The 15,210-nt window shown below is 62.1% G+C and carries 11 protein-coding genes and 1 pseudogene; 8 read left to right on the top strand and 4 right to left on the bottom strand.

Annotation, left to right across the window (positions count from 1 at the left end):
• Nucleotides 1–201: 201 nt before the first annotated feature.
• Together HS101_03090 and HS101_03085 are read left to right on the top strand one after the other, a co-directional pair.
• Nucleotides 202–1,200, top strand: a pseudogene (locus tag HS101_03090) (thrombospondin type 3 repeat-containing protein).
• Nucleotides 1,201–1,314: 114 nt separating this feature from the next.
• The gene (locus HS101_03085) at nt 1,315–2,454 is read left to right on the top strand and encodes a thrombospondin type 3 repeat-containing protein (protein MBE7505250.1); all 1,140 of its coding nucleotides are present in this window, start codon (nt 1,315–1,317) and stop codon (nt 2,452–2,454) included.
• Between the two features lie 112 nt (nt 2,455–2,566).
• Here the strand turns inward: HS101_03085 and HS101_03080 are convergent, their stop codons facing one another.
• Complete coding sequence (locus tag HS101_03080) at nt 2,567–3,658, bottom strand: DUF1559 domain-containing protein (protein ID MBE7505249.1); 1,092 nt, start codon at nt 3,656–3,658, stop codon at nt 2,567–2,569.
• Nucleotides 3,659–3,970: 312 nt separating this feature from the next.
• Between HS101_03080 and HS101_03075 the strand changes: the two genes are divergently transcribed.
• From HS101_03075 to HS101_03065, 3 genes are all read left to right on the top strand, one after another.
• On the top strand, nt 3,971–5,227 hold the full coding sequence (locus HS101_03075) for a hypothetical protein (protein MBE7505248.1): 1,257 nt from the start codon (nt 3,971–3,973) through the stop codon (nt 5,225–5,227).
• Between the two features lie 208 nt (nt 5,228–5,435).
• On the top strand, nt 5,436–8,048 hold the full coding sequence (gene clpB / locus HS101_03070) for an ATP-dependent chaperone ClpB (protein MBE7505247.1): 2,613 nt from the start codon (nt 5,436–5,438) through the stop codon (nt 8,046–8,048).
• Between the two features lie 824 nt (nt 8,049–8,872).
• Nucleotides 8,873–9,502 (top strand): YdeI/OmpD-associated family protein, encoded by a 630-nt coding sequence (locus HS101_03065; protein ID MBE7505246.1) that lies wholly within the window; start codon nt 8,873–8,875, stop codon nt 9,500–9,502.
• A 66-nt stretch (nt 9,503–9,568) separates the two neighbouring features.
• Here HS101_03065 and HS101_03060 read toward each other — a convergent pair whose 3' ends face one another.
• Together HS101_03060 and HS101_03055 are read right to left on the bottom strand one after the other, a co-directional pair.
• A complete protein-coding gene (locus HS101_03060) occupies nt 9,569–9,964 on the bottom strand; it encodes a hypothetical protein (protein ID MBE7505245.1) in 396 nt (131 codons plus the stop codon).
• 66 nt (nt 9,965–10,030) lie between these two features.
• A complete protein-coding gene (locus tag HS101_03055; protein ID MBE7505244.1) occupies nt 10,031–10,981 on the bottom strand; it encodes a DnaJ domain-containing protein in 951 nt (316 codons plus the stop codon).
• A 234-nt stretch (nt 10,982–11,215) separates the two neighbouring features.
• Between HS101_03055 and HS101_03050 the strand changes: the two genes are divergently transcribed.
• Together HS101_03050 and crcB are read left to right on the top strand one after the other, a co-directional pair.
• Nucleotides 11,216–12,466: a hypothetical protein gene (locus HS101_03050; GenBank protein MBE7505243.1), complete on the top strand. Its 1,251-nt coding sequence runs from the start codon at nt 11,216–11,218 to the stop codon at nt 12,464–12,466.
• Nucleotides 12,467–12,473: 7 nt separating this feature from the next.
• Nucleotides 12,474–12,857, top strand: coding sequence for a fluoride efflux transporter CrcB (gene crcB, locus HS101_03045; protein ID MBE7505242.1), 384 nt, complete (start codon nt 12,474–12,476; stop codon nt 12,855–12,857).
• Between the two features lie 46 nt (nt 12,858–12,903).
• On the opposite strand, the gene HS101_03040 is transcribed toward crcB, so the two are convergent.
• Entirely contained in the window at nt 12,904–13,635 is a 732-nt protein-coding gene (locus HS101_03040; GenBank protein MBE7505241.1) for a hypothetical protein, read from the bottom strand.
• Nucleotides 13,636–13,752: 117 nt separating this feature from the next.
• Between HS101_03040 and HS101_03035 the strand changes: the two genes are divergently transcribed.
• On the top strand, nt 13,753–15,207 hold the full coding sequence (locus HS101_03035; GenBank protein MBE7505240.1) for a proline dehydrogenase family protein: 1,455 nt from the start codon (nt 13,753–13,755) through the stop codon (nt 15,205–15,207).
• Nucleotides 15,208–15,210: the final 3 nt, after the last annotated feature.

The raw sequence follows: 15,210 nt of genomic DNA, 5'->3' as shown, positions 1-15,210 counted from the left end.
AGCCGCCTTCTCACGATCAGTATCGAGGATGTACGCAATTGCTGCAAATAAAGGGCATGAGGCCTGGAAGGCGACTGAATGTCCTGCAATGGCGGCGTCAACCTGCGACATTTCATCGTGTACGCCTCGCATGCCTTAGCTTCAGCCGCCGAAGTCCCGCTCGGCGGCAAGTCTCCCACAGAGCACTAAAGGAGTCCTGAGATGAACCGCAAACTGAGCCAGAGCCTCCGCGCGCCGAGTGCACGGTCATTGACCCTGATCGCCCTCGTCCTGACTACTTGGGCCGCCGTACCGGCCCGGGGCGCACAAGTCAACGAGGTCGAGCCGAATGAGCTCCTGGACAACGCTTCCCTCCTGCGAAATCGAGAGTTCGTCGCCGCGACGATCAACCCGGATGGAGACATAGATGTCTTTCGCGTTCCCCATTGCCAGGCCGGCGATCTCGTTTTTGCGTGGGTGGACTCGCGGCTCTCGCCGGCCGCGAGCGGCGATCAGCCGAATTCATTTCTGACCGTCGCCGACGACCGCGGATTCGTGATTGGCGCTGACGATGATGACGGGCCGCGAAAGAGCTCCGTAGTCGCGGGCGCGGCGACATCGATACCGGGCGATGTCTTCTTTCGCGTGCTGGAAGTGGCAAGCGGACCCCACTTGCTAATTGACTATGAAATCCACCACGCCGTCGTCAGGCCCGACGATGTGAGCATCGAGGTCGAGCCGAACGACGAGGTCGCCAATGCCAACTTCATCACCTCAAATATCACCACTGGGTCTGTGTCGCGCGCCCAGGTCGATTCGTTTCGTCTTGATGTGCGAAGCGGCGAGCGCGTGGCCGTCATTCTCGATGCCGACCCTGAGCGAAACGGCCTTCCAACTCCGCTCATTCTCGACATCGCTGCGGCCGACGGCTCGATCATCACGCGCGGTGATGTGCTGGCGACGCCCAGTTTCCTGGACAACGACGCGCACGCCGCCGGCACCATCGTGGCGCCGGTCGACGGCCCGCTGTTCATCCGCGTCAGGGGTCTGTCGGACGACTTTGACTTCACCTATCGATTCGTCGTTCTCGTCAATGATCGCGTCTACCGCGATGCCGATGCCGACGGACTCGAGGACATTCGCGACAACTGCCCATTCCTCGCCGGCGCCGCGCAGACCGATTCCGACGGCGACAGGGCAGGCGACGCCTGCGACCTGTGCCCGACGAGCGTGCTCAAGACCGAACCGGGCGAATGCGGTTGTGACGCCCCCGATGTGGATGTAAACGGCGACGGAGTCATCGACTGCGGGCTGGCCGACCCGGCGACGTCGCTGATGGAGTCCACCGGAATCCTGATTGCTCCAAGCGATCTGAGCGGAGCGATTTCCGCCTATGACGCAAGGGACGGTCGTCTCGTCGATCGCGAATTCATCTCCGCGAGTGTGTCGGGCGGCACCCCCGATTCGATCGCGTTCGATCCCGCACGACGCCGGATTCTCCTCCTGCGGGGTGGCAATCGAATCGTCGCCGTCTCGCTGGATACCTTCGAGCGAACGAACTTTGCGCCAAGCCTGGGAAATGAAAGAACCTTCTTTGACGGCGCCAGGGATTTTGAAGTCCTGCCGGATGGGCGCGTCCTGGTCACAAGCGGCCGCGGTCCCAACGCCGCCGCCGTCGCCGAGTTCGACGCCGACGGCTTCTTCATTCGCAACCGAATCAGTAACGGCACCGGTGGCCTGATCAGTCCGACGAGTCTCTTGATTCGCGGCTCCGATCTGCTCGTTGCCGACGATGTTCTCAATGCCGTCTTACGTTTCGACCTCGCAACCGGCGGCTTCCTCGGAACATTCTGCAATGCCCGCAACGCCCCGCTCGGCCTGGCAAACACGAAAGCCGGGAACGTTCTCGTGGCGTGCAATTTTGGTGCACAGCGAGGCGTGACGGAGTTTTCACCCACCGGTGCCCCGGTTGGATTCACGACGCCCACGGAGTTGACCTTCTTCCGTGCCGTCTTCGAGCTGCTCAACGGCAATATACTTGTCTCCGCCGGTCGGGGCATCTCGGAAATCAGCCGCGACGGACGGATCATCGCCGACCGAGACCGCCGGTTCCTCGCGGGGTCGATCACTCTGATACTCGTCGATCGTGACGCCGACGGCATCGGCGACAGCATCGACAATTGCCCGGACATTGCGAACGCGGACCAGGCGGACTCAGACGCCGACGGCATCGGCGACGCCTGTGATAACGCGCCGGAATCGCCTAACACCGATCAGGCCGACGCCGATCAGGATGGCATCCCCGACGTGATCGACGCAACCCCCAACGGCGACGGTGCGCCGCGACTTGTCGGCTCACCGACCTGCGGCACCTGCGGCCCCGGCTTCCTGCCCGCCGCCGTAGTCTCTTGCATGGGAATCGCCCGCCGCACAAGAGCCCGAGGTCATCGTGCCCGTTCGCGTACTCTGACCTGACTGAATGAAGAAAGGAAAAGGGACGCTTCCCTCGTGAATCGCCGGTTCACGAGGGAGCGTCCTTTGTTTTACTCAGAGCTCTTAAATGACGGGTGAACTAAGCCCCAGCCGATCAGCCCTCGCTGCTGCCGCCGCCCGAAGTCGGTCGCGGTCGAAGCCGCTGGGTCCAGATCTTGCCGCGCACTTCCTTAAATGCGCTCGTGTTGATCTGAAACGTGCTGCCGCCCGAGGCCTTGAATGCGCCGATGTAACCATCCGGGGCATCCGACTCGCCGCCGACGTCATAGACGGCGCTCACGTGTCCATCCGCGAACACGACGTTGCTGAAGCCGCCGACATACTCACCGCGCTTCGGGTTGTGCAGCGGCGCGAGGTCGTTGAGTTCATGCCCTTTTTCACCCGATACCCCGGTCATGGCGCTGATATCGACAGCCATACCGTCCGTAAACGACTCGACGGCGAAATCGCCCGCGTTGACGACGGTCTCGTCGGCAAAAGAATTGATCGCTTGCGCCGTCGCCGTTGAGATCGATGCGTCCGAGCTGTCGCCAGCCCGCGAATCGCCCATCAGCGCCACCTGGTCTGGTGTCGTGCGCAGCTGCGAAAAGTGGTTCTGGTTCATGGGACCGTCGCCATCAAGCGGCGACTTCGACGGGTCGTCCGGGTTTCCGTTCGTGCCGTAGCCGTCTGCCGCGGTCGGGTCGCCGCGCACAAGCTGCCAGGTCGTCACGTAATTGGTGTTGTATCCCTGTGCCCACATTTCCGCGGATTGCAGACCCACCGGAACGGCAGGGATGTCGCGCTCGCGAAGCGGATTCACCGACCCCGTCGCTCCAGCGCCCGTGTAGTCAATGACTTTTTCGTTCAATGTCCACCGGTTCGATGGGCACAGCATCTTGCCCGGCGAACCGACCTTCAGGTTCAAGACGTCCGCGACCCAGCCAAACTTGCGAACGTCTCCGTCGCGTAAGTGATCAAACGCCCCCGAGCACAGTGATCCTCGCGGATCCTGACTGGCGTATATCTGCATGGCGCTTCCAAACGTACGCAGGTTGGAAGCGCAGGCTGAGCCTCTCCCGGCTTCTCGAGCCTTGCTGAGTGCCGGTAGCAGGATCCCCGCCAGGAGCGCGATGATGGAAATGGTGACAAGTAACTCGATCAGAGTGAATCCGTCCTTCCGGTATTGTAGCGCCTGTGGTCCCATGAGTTTTGACTCCTCGTGACATGGCATGAAGGGTCCCGGGGCCCGCGTACCCCGCGATGAAGCAAAGACCGTTCATGTTTGCTGTCGAATCGGTGTTTCATTAACCTCGCCGATCGAGCTGATGGTCGAACGATCTGCGAAGTTGTGACGATGCACCACGACAGGCGCAGGTAAGGATATGTACTGATTGCTAAGCGAAAATGTGAGATTCATTAATCATTGGTTAAGCTCTTGCGGTCCGATTGCGTTGGACGAAAGAATCGCCGGTAGTGGGCGTAAATGCCGCTGGGGAACCCTATGGAGGCCGTGAAAATGCCGCACTGGCGCGAGTGGCTGGGCCTCAACAGATCCACCCTGGCCCTCCTCGCAACCATCCTGCTCATCACCGCCAGCACCGAGCTTTGGTCCCCCCTCATCCCCGAGTATCTCAAGGCCCTCAAAAAGCCCGATCGCGCCGGCGATCCCTGGTTCCTACTCCTTATCGGCGCCTACGGCTTCTACCGCGACGGGCTCGAAGCCATCAACTACTTCGCCGGCGGCGCAGTCGGCTCATGGCTCAACACCCGACGCGCCCTGATCTTCTTCAACATCCTTCCCCTCGTCGGCCTGGCGATTCTTCTCGTATGGCAGACCCCGGTCGCCGTGTTTCTCGCCATCCCGTTCATCTTCGTCTGGGACTCCATCGCCGGGCCCGCCACCATCACCGTTGTCGGTGATGCCATCCCGCCCGATCGACGAACCATGGCATTTTCCCTCCATTCAATCTTTCGCCGCGTCTCGCGGATCGTCGCCTACGGGATTAGCGGACTCCTCGTCTGGCAATTCGGCCGCGCCGGTGGCGTGCGTGCGGATATCGCCGTCTCAATCCTTCTCGTCCTGGGCGCAGCCGTCATTCAATGGCGGTTCATGAAGACAGCCAGCCGCGACAAAGAGGCTGCCATTCATCGGCCGCGAAAACTGTTCGCCAGATTCCCGGCTGACCTCAAGCGCCTCCTTGCCGCCGACATTTTCGCCCGATGGGCCGAAGGCCTGGCCGGCCCCTTCATCATTCTCTACTGCGTGCCGCGCCTGTCAGAAAACCTCGCCGTCGGCACGGCCCTCTACCAATCCCTGCTGCTCAATATTCAGGCGGTGACCAATATCGTGCTCTATCTCGTCATCGGTCCGCTCGCCAGCCGCGACGGCCTCGCCAAGAAACCCTACATCGGCCTGACCTTCATCTTCTTCGCGATATTCCCGATCAGCCTCGCCTTGCTGGGCTCGTCGATGGGTGTCATCGGGCTGTCCCTCGCCTTCGTCATCGGCGGCTTCCGCGAAATCGGCGAGCCGGCGCGCAAGGCCATGATCGCCGACCTCGTTCCCCCCGACGTAAAAACCCAGGCCATCGGCCTCTACTGGAGCGTTCGCAGTGTCGCGGTCATGCTCGCCTCGCCCGTCGGAGCCCTCGCCTGGATCGCCGGAGACCGTCTCGTCCCAGGCGCCGGCCCCCTCTTTACTTTCAGCCTCGCCGGCGCAATCGGCCTCCTCGGCGCCGCGGCGTTTTACTCCCGCTTCGGTCGGGGTAGTTAGCGCCTGAAGCTCAGATGCGACCTTAATTAGCCTGCGGGCTCGCCCGCCGCTTCGCCTGCCGAATTACGCTGTCACATTGGCAGGTCTGCCAAACGTTATGCCGCTTAAACCTAGCTAAAAGCCATATTTATCAACTCAATAGCGTGGAACGGTCCTTGCAGTTATCCCAGTCATCGCAGCGCAAACCGGCCTGGCGAAGGAGCCCAATATGCAACCAGAAAAACTGACGATCAAGGCCGCCGAAGCCCTGCAAAGTGCCGAGCGGCTCGCGTCCGGCACCGGCCATGCCGAGCTATTACCCGTTCACCTGCTCGCCGCGCTGACCGCCCCTACAACTGGCAGTAATGGTGACACTGTGCCCGGCGGCATTGTCATCCCCATCCTCCAAAAGGCCGGCGCAAACGTCGATCAGATCCGCTCGATCTGCCAGTCGGAGTTGAATCGCCTCCCGAAAGTCAGCGGGGCGAGCCCGTCAATGTCGCGCCCCCTCGCAGAGGTGATCGAAAAGGCCGAGTCCATCGCCGACAAGATGAAGGACCAGTACGTTTCCACCGAACACCTCCTGCTGGCCCTTGTGGAAGTAAAGAGCGACGCCAAAGAAACGCTCGCCGTCAGCGGCGCCGGTAAGGATGCCATCCTCGCCGCCCTCAAGAGTGTTCGCGGCAGTGCGAGCGTCACCAGTCAGAATCCCGAAGACACCTACCAGGCCCTGGCGCGCTACGGCCATGATCTTGTCGCCATGGCCCGCCAAGGCAAGTTGGACCCCGTCATCGGCCGCGACGACGAAATCCGCCGCTGCATGCAGGTACTGGCCCGTCGAACAAAGAATAATCCCGTCCTCATCGGCGAGCCCGGCGTCGGCAAGACCGCCATCGTCGAGGGGCTCGCCCAGCGCATTCTGGCCGGTGACGTCCCTCAGGCACTCAAGGATAAGCATGTCGTCGCCCTCGACATGGGTGCCCTCATCGCCGGAGCCAAGTATCGCGGCGAGTTCGAGGAACGCCTCAAGGCTGTCATCCGCGAAGTCCAGGAATCCGCCGGACAGATCATCCTCTTCATCGACGAACTGCACACCATCGTCGGCGCCGGAAAGACCGAAGGCTCCCCCGACGCCGGTAATCTGCTCAAGCCCGCCCTCGCCCGTGGCGAGCTGCGCTGCATCGGCGCGACCACGCTCGACGAATACCGCAAGCACATCGAGAAGGACAAAGCCCTCGAACGTCGCTTCCAGACCATTTACGTCGGCGAGCCGACCGTCGAGGACACCATCGCCATCCTCCGCGGTCTCAAGCCGCGCTACGACGCCCACCACGGCGTGCGCATTCAGGACTCGGCCCTCGTCGCGGCGGCCACGCTCTCGCACCGCTACATCGCCGACCGCCACCTGCCGGACAAGGCCATCGACCTCATCGACGAGGCCGCCTCCCGCCTGCGCATCGAGAACGACTCAATGCCCACCGAATTGGACGAGCTGCGCCGGCGTATCATGCAGCTTGAGATCGAACGCGAGGCGCTCAAAATGGAAAAGGACGAAGGCAGCCGCAAGCATCTCGAAGGGGTCAAGCGCGAACTGTCGGAGCTTCAGGAAAAAAACCACGCCCTGACCGCAAAATGGGAGAACGAGAAAAAGCAGCTCGACGAGCTCAAGTCGATCCGCCAGCGCTTGGATGCCTTGAACACCGAGTTGGAAAACGCCCAGCGCCGCGGCGATCTCGAACGCGCCGCGCGCATCCGCTACGGCGAGTTGCCTGATCTGCAATCCGCGCTCAAACAATGCGAAACCAGGCTCACCGAATTGCACAAGAGCGGCGGCGGCCTCCTCCGCGAAGAAGTCACCGTCGAGGAAATCGCCGAAGTCGTCGCCAAATGGACCGGCGTCCCCGTCTCCCGCCTCTTGGAAGGTGAGCGCGAAAAGCTCATGAAAATGGAAGACCGCCTCCACGATCGCGTCGTCGGTCAGGACGAGGCCATCAGCGCCGTCTCCGATGCCGTCCGCCGCAGTCGCGCGGGCCTGGGCGATCCGAATCGCCCGATCGGTTCCTTCATCTTCCTCGGCCCGACCGGCGTCGGCAAGACCGAGTTGTGCAAGGCCCTCGCCCAGTTCCTCTTCGACGACGAGTCCGCCTTCGTCCGCATCGACATGAGCGAATTCATGGAGCAGCACAGCGTCGCCCGCCTCATTGGCGCGCCCCCCGGCTATGTCGGCTTCGAAGAGGGCGGCCGTCTCACCGAGGCGATCCACCGTCGCCCCTACAGCGTCATCCTGCTCGACGAAATCGAAAAGGCCCACCGCGACGTCTTCAACGTCCTCCTCCAGGTCCTCGACGACGGCCGGCTCACCGACGGCCACGGCCGCACGGTAGACTTTCGCAACACAATCATCGCCATGACCAGCAACCTTGGCAGCGAGCACATCCAGCGCCTCGCCGAAAGCGGCGGCACCGACATCGAAATGGAGATGGCGGTCAAGGAAGTCCTGCGCAACCATTTCCGCCCGGAGTTTCTCAATCGCGTTGACGAGACCATCGTCTTCCACCGCCTCTCCCGCGAAAACCTGCGCGAGATCGTCGAGATTCAGGTCCGCCACCTGCGCCAGCGCCTCACCGACCGCGGCATGACCCTCACCCTCACCGACGCAGCCAAGGACAAGCTCGCCTCCGACGGCTACGACCCCGTCTACGGCGCTCGCCCGCTCAAGCGGCTCATCCAGCAGGAAATCGAGAACCCGCTGGCCCGACGAATCCTCGCCGGCGACTTCGTCGAAGGCGCCTCCCTCACCATCGACGTCTCCGGAGAGGCATTCCAATTCGCCGCCAAGTAACCCCTCTTTCCAAGCCGCAATTCTGGTTTCGCATGTCTTGGGTTCCTCATCACCCAGGAGTTGTCGTTCAGCCAGTCGCGATTTGATATACTCTGATCGTTGAACGCTCCGAGTGTCGGAGTCCGGTCCGGAGGTGATTTTCATGTCATTCTATGGACGTATGCGTTGGTGCTTTCCCTGTCTGATCGTGTTTGCATGTGGTTGCACGCGGCCCTCCGCCCTCCAATCTAATACCAAGTCCGAGTCTCCTGCTTCTGCCGATGTCCGAGAGGTCCGTGAACAGAAGATTGGGATTGACGGCCTTCCGGAGGACTTCGAGGCGAGAATATCGAGCCGATGGGCTGAATCCATGGAGTCGGCGAGGTCACACTTCCTCCAGGGAGACATCAATCGAACCCTTATAGAATTGGAGACCGCGGAAGCAATCAAAATCAACTCGGCCACCCGCGAGCTAAGAACGCAAGTCACATTTGATCAGACTCAGCGAGACGCAATCCGTCGCGGCACATGTGCGTTGGAGGACGGTTACTACGATGAAGCAATTCGCTTTTTTGAACAAGCCAATTCGTTCGTACCAACGCAGGAATCTGAGAATCTACTTCGCCGCGCGAGGTGTCGTGCGTATGTCCAGAGCGCCATGACGCAACTAGTTCGCGGCGACCGTTCGCGTGCCATCGAACTTCTTGGTGAGGCCCTCTGGCACCATGAGTGCGGTGATGCCCGGCAACTCCTAAATGAAATCTCGCATCAGGCGGCCTCCATGCCCGGCCAATGAGTGGATCGTGATCGCACTTTATTCGTAATTGATATGTTGAGGTAATGACATGGCCACGAAAAACCAAATCAAAGAAGTCGACGCCTACATCGCCAAAAGCGCCGACTTCGCCAAGCCCATCCTCAAGAAAATTCGCGATGTCTTTCATAAGGCCTGCCCCAAGGCCGAAGAGGCCATGAAGTGGAACTGCCCCGCCTTCATGTATCACGGCATGCTCGGCGGCATGGCCGCCTTCAAAAACCACGCCACCTGGGGCCTCTGGCGCAGCCAGGAGCACAGCGACCCGCTCGGCCTCTTCAACGGCAAGTGCTCCGGCAACTTCAACTCCAAACTCACCTCCCTCAAAGACCTCCCGCCGGACAAGGTCCTCATCGCCTACATCAAGGAAGCCATGAAGCTCAACGAGGCCTTCGAGGCCGGTGAGCGAAAGGGCACGAAAAAGAAGGGCGGCCGCAAGGATCCCAACTCAGTCAAGCCCCCGGCCGACCTCGTCGCCGCCATGAAAAAGAACAAGAAGGCCCTCGCCGCCTTCGAAGCCTTCCCCTACAGCCACCGCAAGGAATACGTCGAGTGGATCACCGAGGCCAAGCGCGACGAGACGCGCCAGAAGCGAATCGTCACCGCCATCGAATGGATGGCCCAAGGCAAGTCGAGGCATTGGAAATACGCGAATTGCTGATGACCGTATCGCCGTAGCGCCACCCCTTGTGGGCGGCGCGGAAACTCGCTGCGCCAAACGCGCTGCTTAATCCTCCGGTCGATCTTCGTCCTGACCGATCTTATCAACCGCCCCGTCCGGCAGCTTATGCATCTTCCAAACGTCCTCCGTCGGCGTCGGCCGCGCCTTCTTTCCGCTCAACAGATAGCGCCGATACCGAATCGAAAAACGAATGATGACCCCCGCCGAGATCACAAACACGATCAGCAGCACCACACCCCAGAAAAACGTCTGCCGCCACCGTAGTAGCTCCGTCTCCCGCCGCGCCGAGACCGGTTGCGAAGCGGCGTCATCACCGTTGGATGCCGCGGGGGCGACACCATCCATCGCCGTCTGCCCGACGGCAAGCTGCGTATCCGGCGCAATCCCGTAGATCAGCGCAGCGACGAAGATGGCGGGTCCGATGCGTCGCATGTGCTTCACGTACCTGGCTTCGCCCGTCCGTGTCGTCCGACTGTTCCGCCCGGCGCCGCTGCCGGCCGTGAATGCCTAATCCCATCTTCCATCGCGTGGCGATTCCGTCATCGTCGCCCCCAGTTTTTTCAGCAACTCTTCCTGCTCTGCCGTCGCCTTGCTCGGCGGAACGATCTTGATCACCGCGAACAAATCCCCGCGCGTCCCGCCCTTCGGATTCGGCACACCCAGCCCGGTCAGCCGCAGCTTCGATCCGCTCGCCGTTCCCGGCGGAAGCGTCACCGTCCTGACACCGTCCGGCGTTGGGATGTCCAGCTTCGCCCCGAGCGACGCCTCCGCAATCGTCACCGGCACGACGAGCAGCAGATCGTCCGCCACCCGCTCGAAATACCGGTGCGGCGATATGTGACACACCACGTAAAGATCGCCCGCCGCGCCGCGCGAGCTGCTGCGCCCCTTGCCGCGCACCCGAATCCGCTGGCCCTCGCGCACCCCGGCCGGTATGCGCACGGCGATGGTCTCGCTCGTCCGCCCGCCGATCGACAGCTCCAGATTGAGCGTCGACCCCGAGAGCATCTCCTCGAAGCTCAGCGTCACGGCATGTTCGACGTCGCCCGGCGGCGACGCGGGCTCCGGCTGCCGGACCCGCACTCCGCCCCGCCCCCTGAGAATTTGCTCGAAGACCGACTCCTCGCCGCCGCGAGCGCCGCCGAAGTCGAACATGTCCGCGATCGAGTCAAAATCAAACGTCGTCCCATCCGTCGTCGACCAGTGCGTCCCACCCGTTCCCTGAAATCGCGGATCGACGCCCGCATGGCCGAATTGATCGTATCGAGCGCGCTTCTCGGCATTGGAAAGCACGCTGTACGCCTCCTGCACTTCCTTGAAGCGAGTCTCGGCGTCTTTATTGCCCTTGTTATGATCGGGGTGAAATTCCTTGGCCAGCCTGCGGTAGGCCTTCTTGATGTCCGCTTCGCTCGCCCCGCGAGCAAGTCCCAATACTTCGTAGTAATCGAGTTTGGCCATGTCGGGTGAGCCGCGGACCGCAACGCCAAAGTCGCCGCGAGGTCGCCCTCGTGCGCAGGCTTTCAATACGTCGGACGACCTGGATCGATTATACGACGCTCCCCGCTGACCGGCAATGCGATCGCCGCCGAGCGTGCCCACTGGCATCAAGAATGGACGCCGCGATGCCGTCCATTAGACTATGATTGATCACCGCCCGCTGGTTGGGTAATGAGAGACACAAGAGGATACCCCATGATCGTCGCCGCTGGTCAGATGGAAGCGACCACACTCTCCGATTCGGAAAAAGTGTGGCCGATGGTGGATCGTCTCGCTGACCACGCCTCCGATGCCGGCGCCGATCTCCTCCTGCTTCCCGAAACGACCTATCCCGCCTACTGGCTCGAATCCATCGAACGCTACATGCAGCCCGACATCGAGCGAATGGACAAGGTTCTCGATCGCTACGCCAAAATCGCCGCCGCTCAGTCCATCTGGCTCGTCGTCGGTTTTATCGAAGAGAATAAAGGCAAGCTCCATAACAGCGCCGCCGTCTTCGATCGCTCCGGTAATCTCGTCGGCATCGCCCGCAAGAGTTTCTTGTGGGACTGCGACAACCGCTGGTTCACCCCCGGCGAAAGCCTCTCCGTTTTCGATACCGAGTTCGGCACCATGGGCCTCTTGATCTGCGCCGATGCCCGAACCCCGGAAATCGCCAACGCCCTCGTCTCCAGCGGCGCCGATTTCATCGTCGAGCCCACCGCCTGGATCAACGCCAGCAAAGTCCGTCGAACCTATCGCAACGTCCAGGCCGATTTCATGATCCGCGCCCGGGCGATGGAGTTCGCCGTTCCCTTCGTCTGTGCCAGCAAGGCCGGCCGCGAAGGCGAACTGCTCGAATACGTCGGTCAAAGTCAGATCGTCGATGCAGCCGGCAATGTCCTGGCCAAGGCCCCCGTCGGCGGCGAGCACCTCCTCCATGCCGAGATTCACCCCGCCCCCGGTCGCCCCGCGGAAATGGACGAGGCCACCCAGCAGCGACTGACCCAGCCCGAGCCGCCGTATCGCGCAGCCAATCCCGGCGGCAAGATCTCAATTCGAATCCAGTCCGATGCCGACGCGATCATCAAGAGCATCGAGGTCGCCGGCGGTCGCGTCGCCGGCCTCCCGACATCAGAACTGCCCAAGTTCCCCCGTGCCCGATGCGCCGCACTCGATGGGGCACAGGTCCTCGTTTATCGCGGACGCATCTCCGACGACGCATTCGCCCGCACCCGCGCCGCCGAGAGCCGCGTCTTCGTCCTCATCGCCTCCGACAGCGTGCAATACGTCATTGCACCCGATGGCGCCATCATGTGGCGCACCGCCGATGGCGGCAGCACCGTCGAGCTCGATCTCTCTCTCGCCGATGACAAGCGCTACACTCCCGTCACCGACATCTGGGACCAGCGACGCCCCGCCTGCTACCGTTCGGCTCCGCCGCAACTGGCATTCGGAGCGAGGTGACATAGCCGTGTTGCGGCAAGCCATCTTCATCGGCGCTGCAGGCTTTGTCGGCGCGATCCTCAGGTTTTTCGTCTCATCCGCCGTCGCCTTCGCCGCCCCGCGAAACTTTCCATACGGCACCCTCACCGTCAACGTCTCCGGCTGCTTCCTCCTCGCCGCCTTCCTCACCCTCTTTCGTGAACGCGCCGCCGCCGATGGGCTTCGCCTGGCCATCGCCGTCGGCTTCCTCGGCGCTTACACCACCTTCTCAACCTTCGCTCAGGAAATCTACGACCTCGGAAAGGCGCAGCGTATCCTCGCCGCTATAGGCTACGCCGCCCTCAGCCTTGCCCTCGGCCTCACCGCCGTCTGGGCCGGCGTCCGCATCGCTCATTTCATCGAAAAATATTAAGTTCGACGCAAATGCGAATTCGATGTGTTTCGTCGTGGGATATGGACTAATTCGACAAAGTAGAGCCGGGCGAACCCTGTGAAGCCGCCGCCGGCGGAGCCGCAATGTTCGTGCTCTGTGCCCGCGCCGGCCCCAGCCCCACCTTCAAAACCCGCCACGATTTGTTTACCTTCTTCAGCCGCACTTCGATCCCCGCGGTAATCGGCGGGCAAACCCCCCTTGCAACCGCCGCCTTCCGCACGTCCTCCTCCTTGGTCACACCGCTCGATCGAATCTCCTCCATGACCGCGTGGTCCTTCGGGTTCTCCGCGTTCACGTAGCTGTTCGCATATTGATCTGGCGTGATGATCGACGTGACCATCGAGCTTAACTGATAACCATCTACGTAATGCGCGATGGTCGAGACCCACGCCTCAATGTTCAGTGTCACGGCCCCGTCCTCGGTGATGTCCCGGGGAATCGTCTGCGAGCCGCTCAGCTTCACCCGCTCGTAAATCTCGTCCCGTGCCGCGAGACTCCGCAGCGTCCCCATCGCCTGGTCGTACTCGCGCTTGGCCTCCGGCGAGCCGAGGCCGTAGACCCGGCTCTTCTGGGCCTGCCGAATCGCATCCAGTGTCGCCATGGAGACCGCGTCCGGCGGCGCGTCCGCGGCCAGTGGGGGCTCTGCCGCGGCGAATTCCGCAGCCTGCCCCGAACCGTGCCGTCGCTTATCGTCGCAACCCGTAACGATCAGGCAAATCGCCAAGACAACCGCAAACCGGCAAGCCGAGGCCCGCATTGAAATCTCATTGCACATGGCGCGGGAGTCTACGCCCAACCACATCCGCTCGCAATCCTTGCCCGCCTCGATTCCCCAAGCTAGACTCCCGCCGTCCTGGGGTTAAGCGTGCAACGCATGTCCACCATTGATCGCAGAAAGCTCGAACGCGAGATCGTCCGCATTGGCAAGGAAATCTTCGAGCGGGCCGACGACGCCGCGCCGCCGATGCTCTCCATCGAATATGCCCAGGCCCAGGCCATGCAGTGGATGACCCGCCACGAGGGCCTCAAGCTCCGGCTCTTCCGCTTCATCGAGGCCTTGCCGTCGTTGTCCACCAGCCGTGACGTGGCTGATTGTCTCAAGCGGCATCTCGGCGAAGAAGCAACCCAGGGCGAAGAGGTCCCATTCCTCCTGAAACTCGCCGTTGGCTTCCGCAGCAGCGATTCGCTCCACGCCGGTCTCTCCGCGTGGGCGGCGAGGCGCGGATGTCTCCTTTCCGCTCGCCAGTTCATCTGCGGCAGCACCCCCGAAGAGGCCGTCAAGTCGGTACTCCGCATGCGCCGACAGGGCATGACCTTCACCCTCGACGTCCTCGGCGAAACCGTCACGTCCGACGCCGTCGCCCGCGAGCTTCAGGGTCTCTACATCCACCTCATCGAATCCATCGGCGCCGTCGCCCCCGCATGGCCCACCGTCCCGCTTCTCGATCAGGCCCCCTGGGGTTCCATCCCCAAAGTAAATATCTCCATCAAGCTCACCGGCATCGTAGCCAGCTTTAGTCCTGGCGATCCCGAGACCACCACGAATCTCGTCCTCGATCGCCTCCGCCCCGTATTCCGCGCCGCCATGAAGCGCGGCGCCTTCGTCAATGTCGACATGGAGCACTACGCCGTCAAAGCCCTGACCCTCGACATCTTTAAGAAAGTCCTCGATGAGCCGGAGTTTCGCGACTGGCCCGACTGCGGCATCGTCATTCAGGCCTATCTCCGCGAAGCCGAAGCCGACATGGCCGAGCTGATTGCCTGGGCCAGGCGCCGCGCCACCCCGCTCACCGTTCGCCTCGTCAAGGGAGCCTACTGGGATTCCGAAACCGCAATCGCCCAGCGTAGCGGTCTTCCCAGCCCGGTCTATTCGAGGAAGCATGAGTCAGACGCGTGCTTCGAGCGCATCAGCGCCGTCATGCTGCAAAATGCCGACATCATTCGCCCCGCATTCGCCAGCCACAACGTCCGCTCCATTGCCGCCGCGCTCGCCATGGAGCAGGCCCTTGGCCTCCCGCCCAACACCATCGAATTGCAAATGCTCACCGGCATGGGAGACCCCCTCAAGCGCGCCGTCGTCGCCATGAATCAGCGACTTCGCGTCTATTCGCCCTTCGGAAATCTCGAAACCGGCATGGCCTATCTCATCCGCCGCCTGATCGAAAACACCGCCAACGAGTCATTCCTTCGCCAGAGCTTCGGCGGCAATTTGCCCATCGACGAGCTTCTCGCCGATCCCGCAAGACTCGCCCCCGCCGGCCCCGCTCCGATCGCGCGAGAAAAATCGAAAATCGCAAAGTCCGAGCCAACCGTCCTTCAGCACGCCTGATTG

The sequence above is a fragment of the Planctomycetia bacterium genome (assembly GCA_015075745.1).
Classification (GTDB): Bacteria; Planctomycetota; Phycisphaerae; order UBA1845; family UTPLA1; genus UTPLA1.
Note: the sequence above shows the minus strand (reverse complement) of the source record. Positions and strands in the feature narration are given on the sequence as shown.

Excerpts from the sequence above, each read along its gene's own strand:
- HS101_03085 (MBE7505250.1), top strand. The coding sequence starts at position 1,315 with ATGGAGTCCACCGGAATCCTGATTGCTCCAAGCGATCTGAGCGGAGCG.
- HS101_03080 (MBE7505249.1), bottom strand. The coding sequence starts at position 3,658 with ATGGGACCACAGGCGCTACAATACCGGAAGGACGGATTCACTCTGATC.
- HS101_03075 (MBE7505248.1), top strand. The coding sequence starts at position 3,971 with ATGCCGCACTGGCGCGAGTGGCTGGGCCTCAACAGATCCACCCTGGCC.
- clpB (MBE7505247.1), top strand. The coding sequence starts at position 5,436 with ATGCAACCAGAAAAACTGACGATCAAGGCCGCCGAAGCCCTGCAAAGT.
- HS101_03065 (MBE7505246.1), top strand. The coding sequence starts at position 8,873 with ATGGCCACGAAAAACCAAATCAAAGAAGTCGACGCCTACATCGCCAAA.
- HS101_03055 (MBE7505244.1), bottom strand. The coding sequence starts at position 10,981 with ATGGCCAAACTCGATTACTACGAAGTATTGGGACTTGCTCGCGGGGCG.
- HS101_03050 (MBE7505243.1), top strand. The coding sequence starts at position 11,216 with ATGATCGTCGCCGCTGGTCAGATGGAAGCGACCACACTCTCCGATTCG.
- HS101_03040 (MBE7505241.1), bottom strand. The coding sequence starts at position 13,635 with ATGCGGGCCTCGGCTTGCCGGTTTGCGGTTGTCTTGGCGATTTGCCTG.
- HS101_03035 (MBE7505240.1), top strand. The coding sequence starts at position 13,753 with ATGTCCACCATTGATCGCAGAAAGCTCGAACGCGAGATCGTCCGCATT.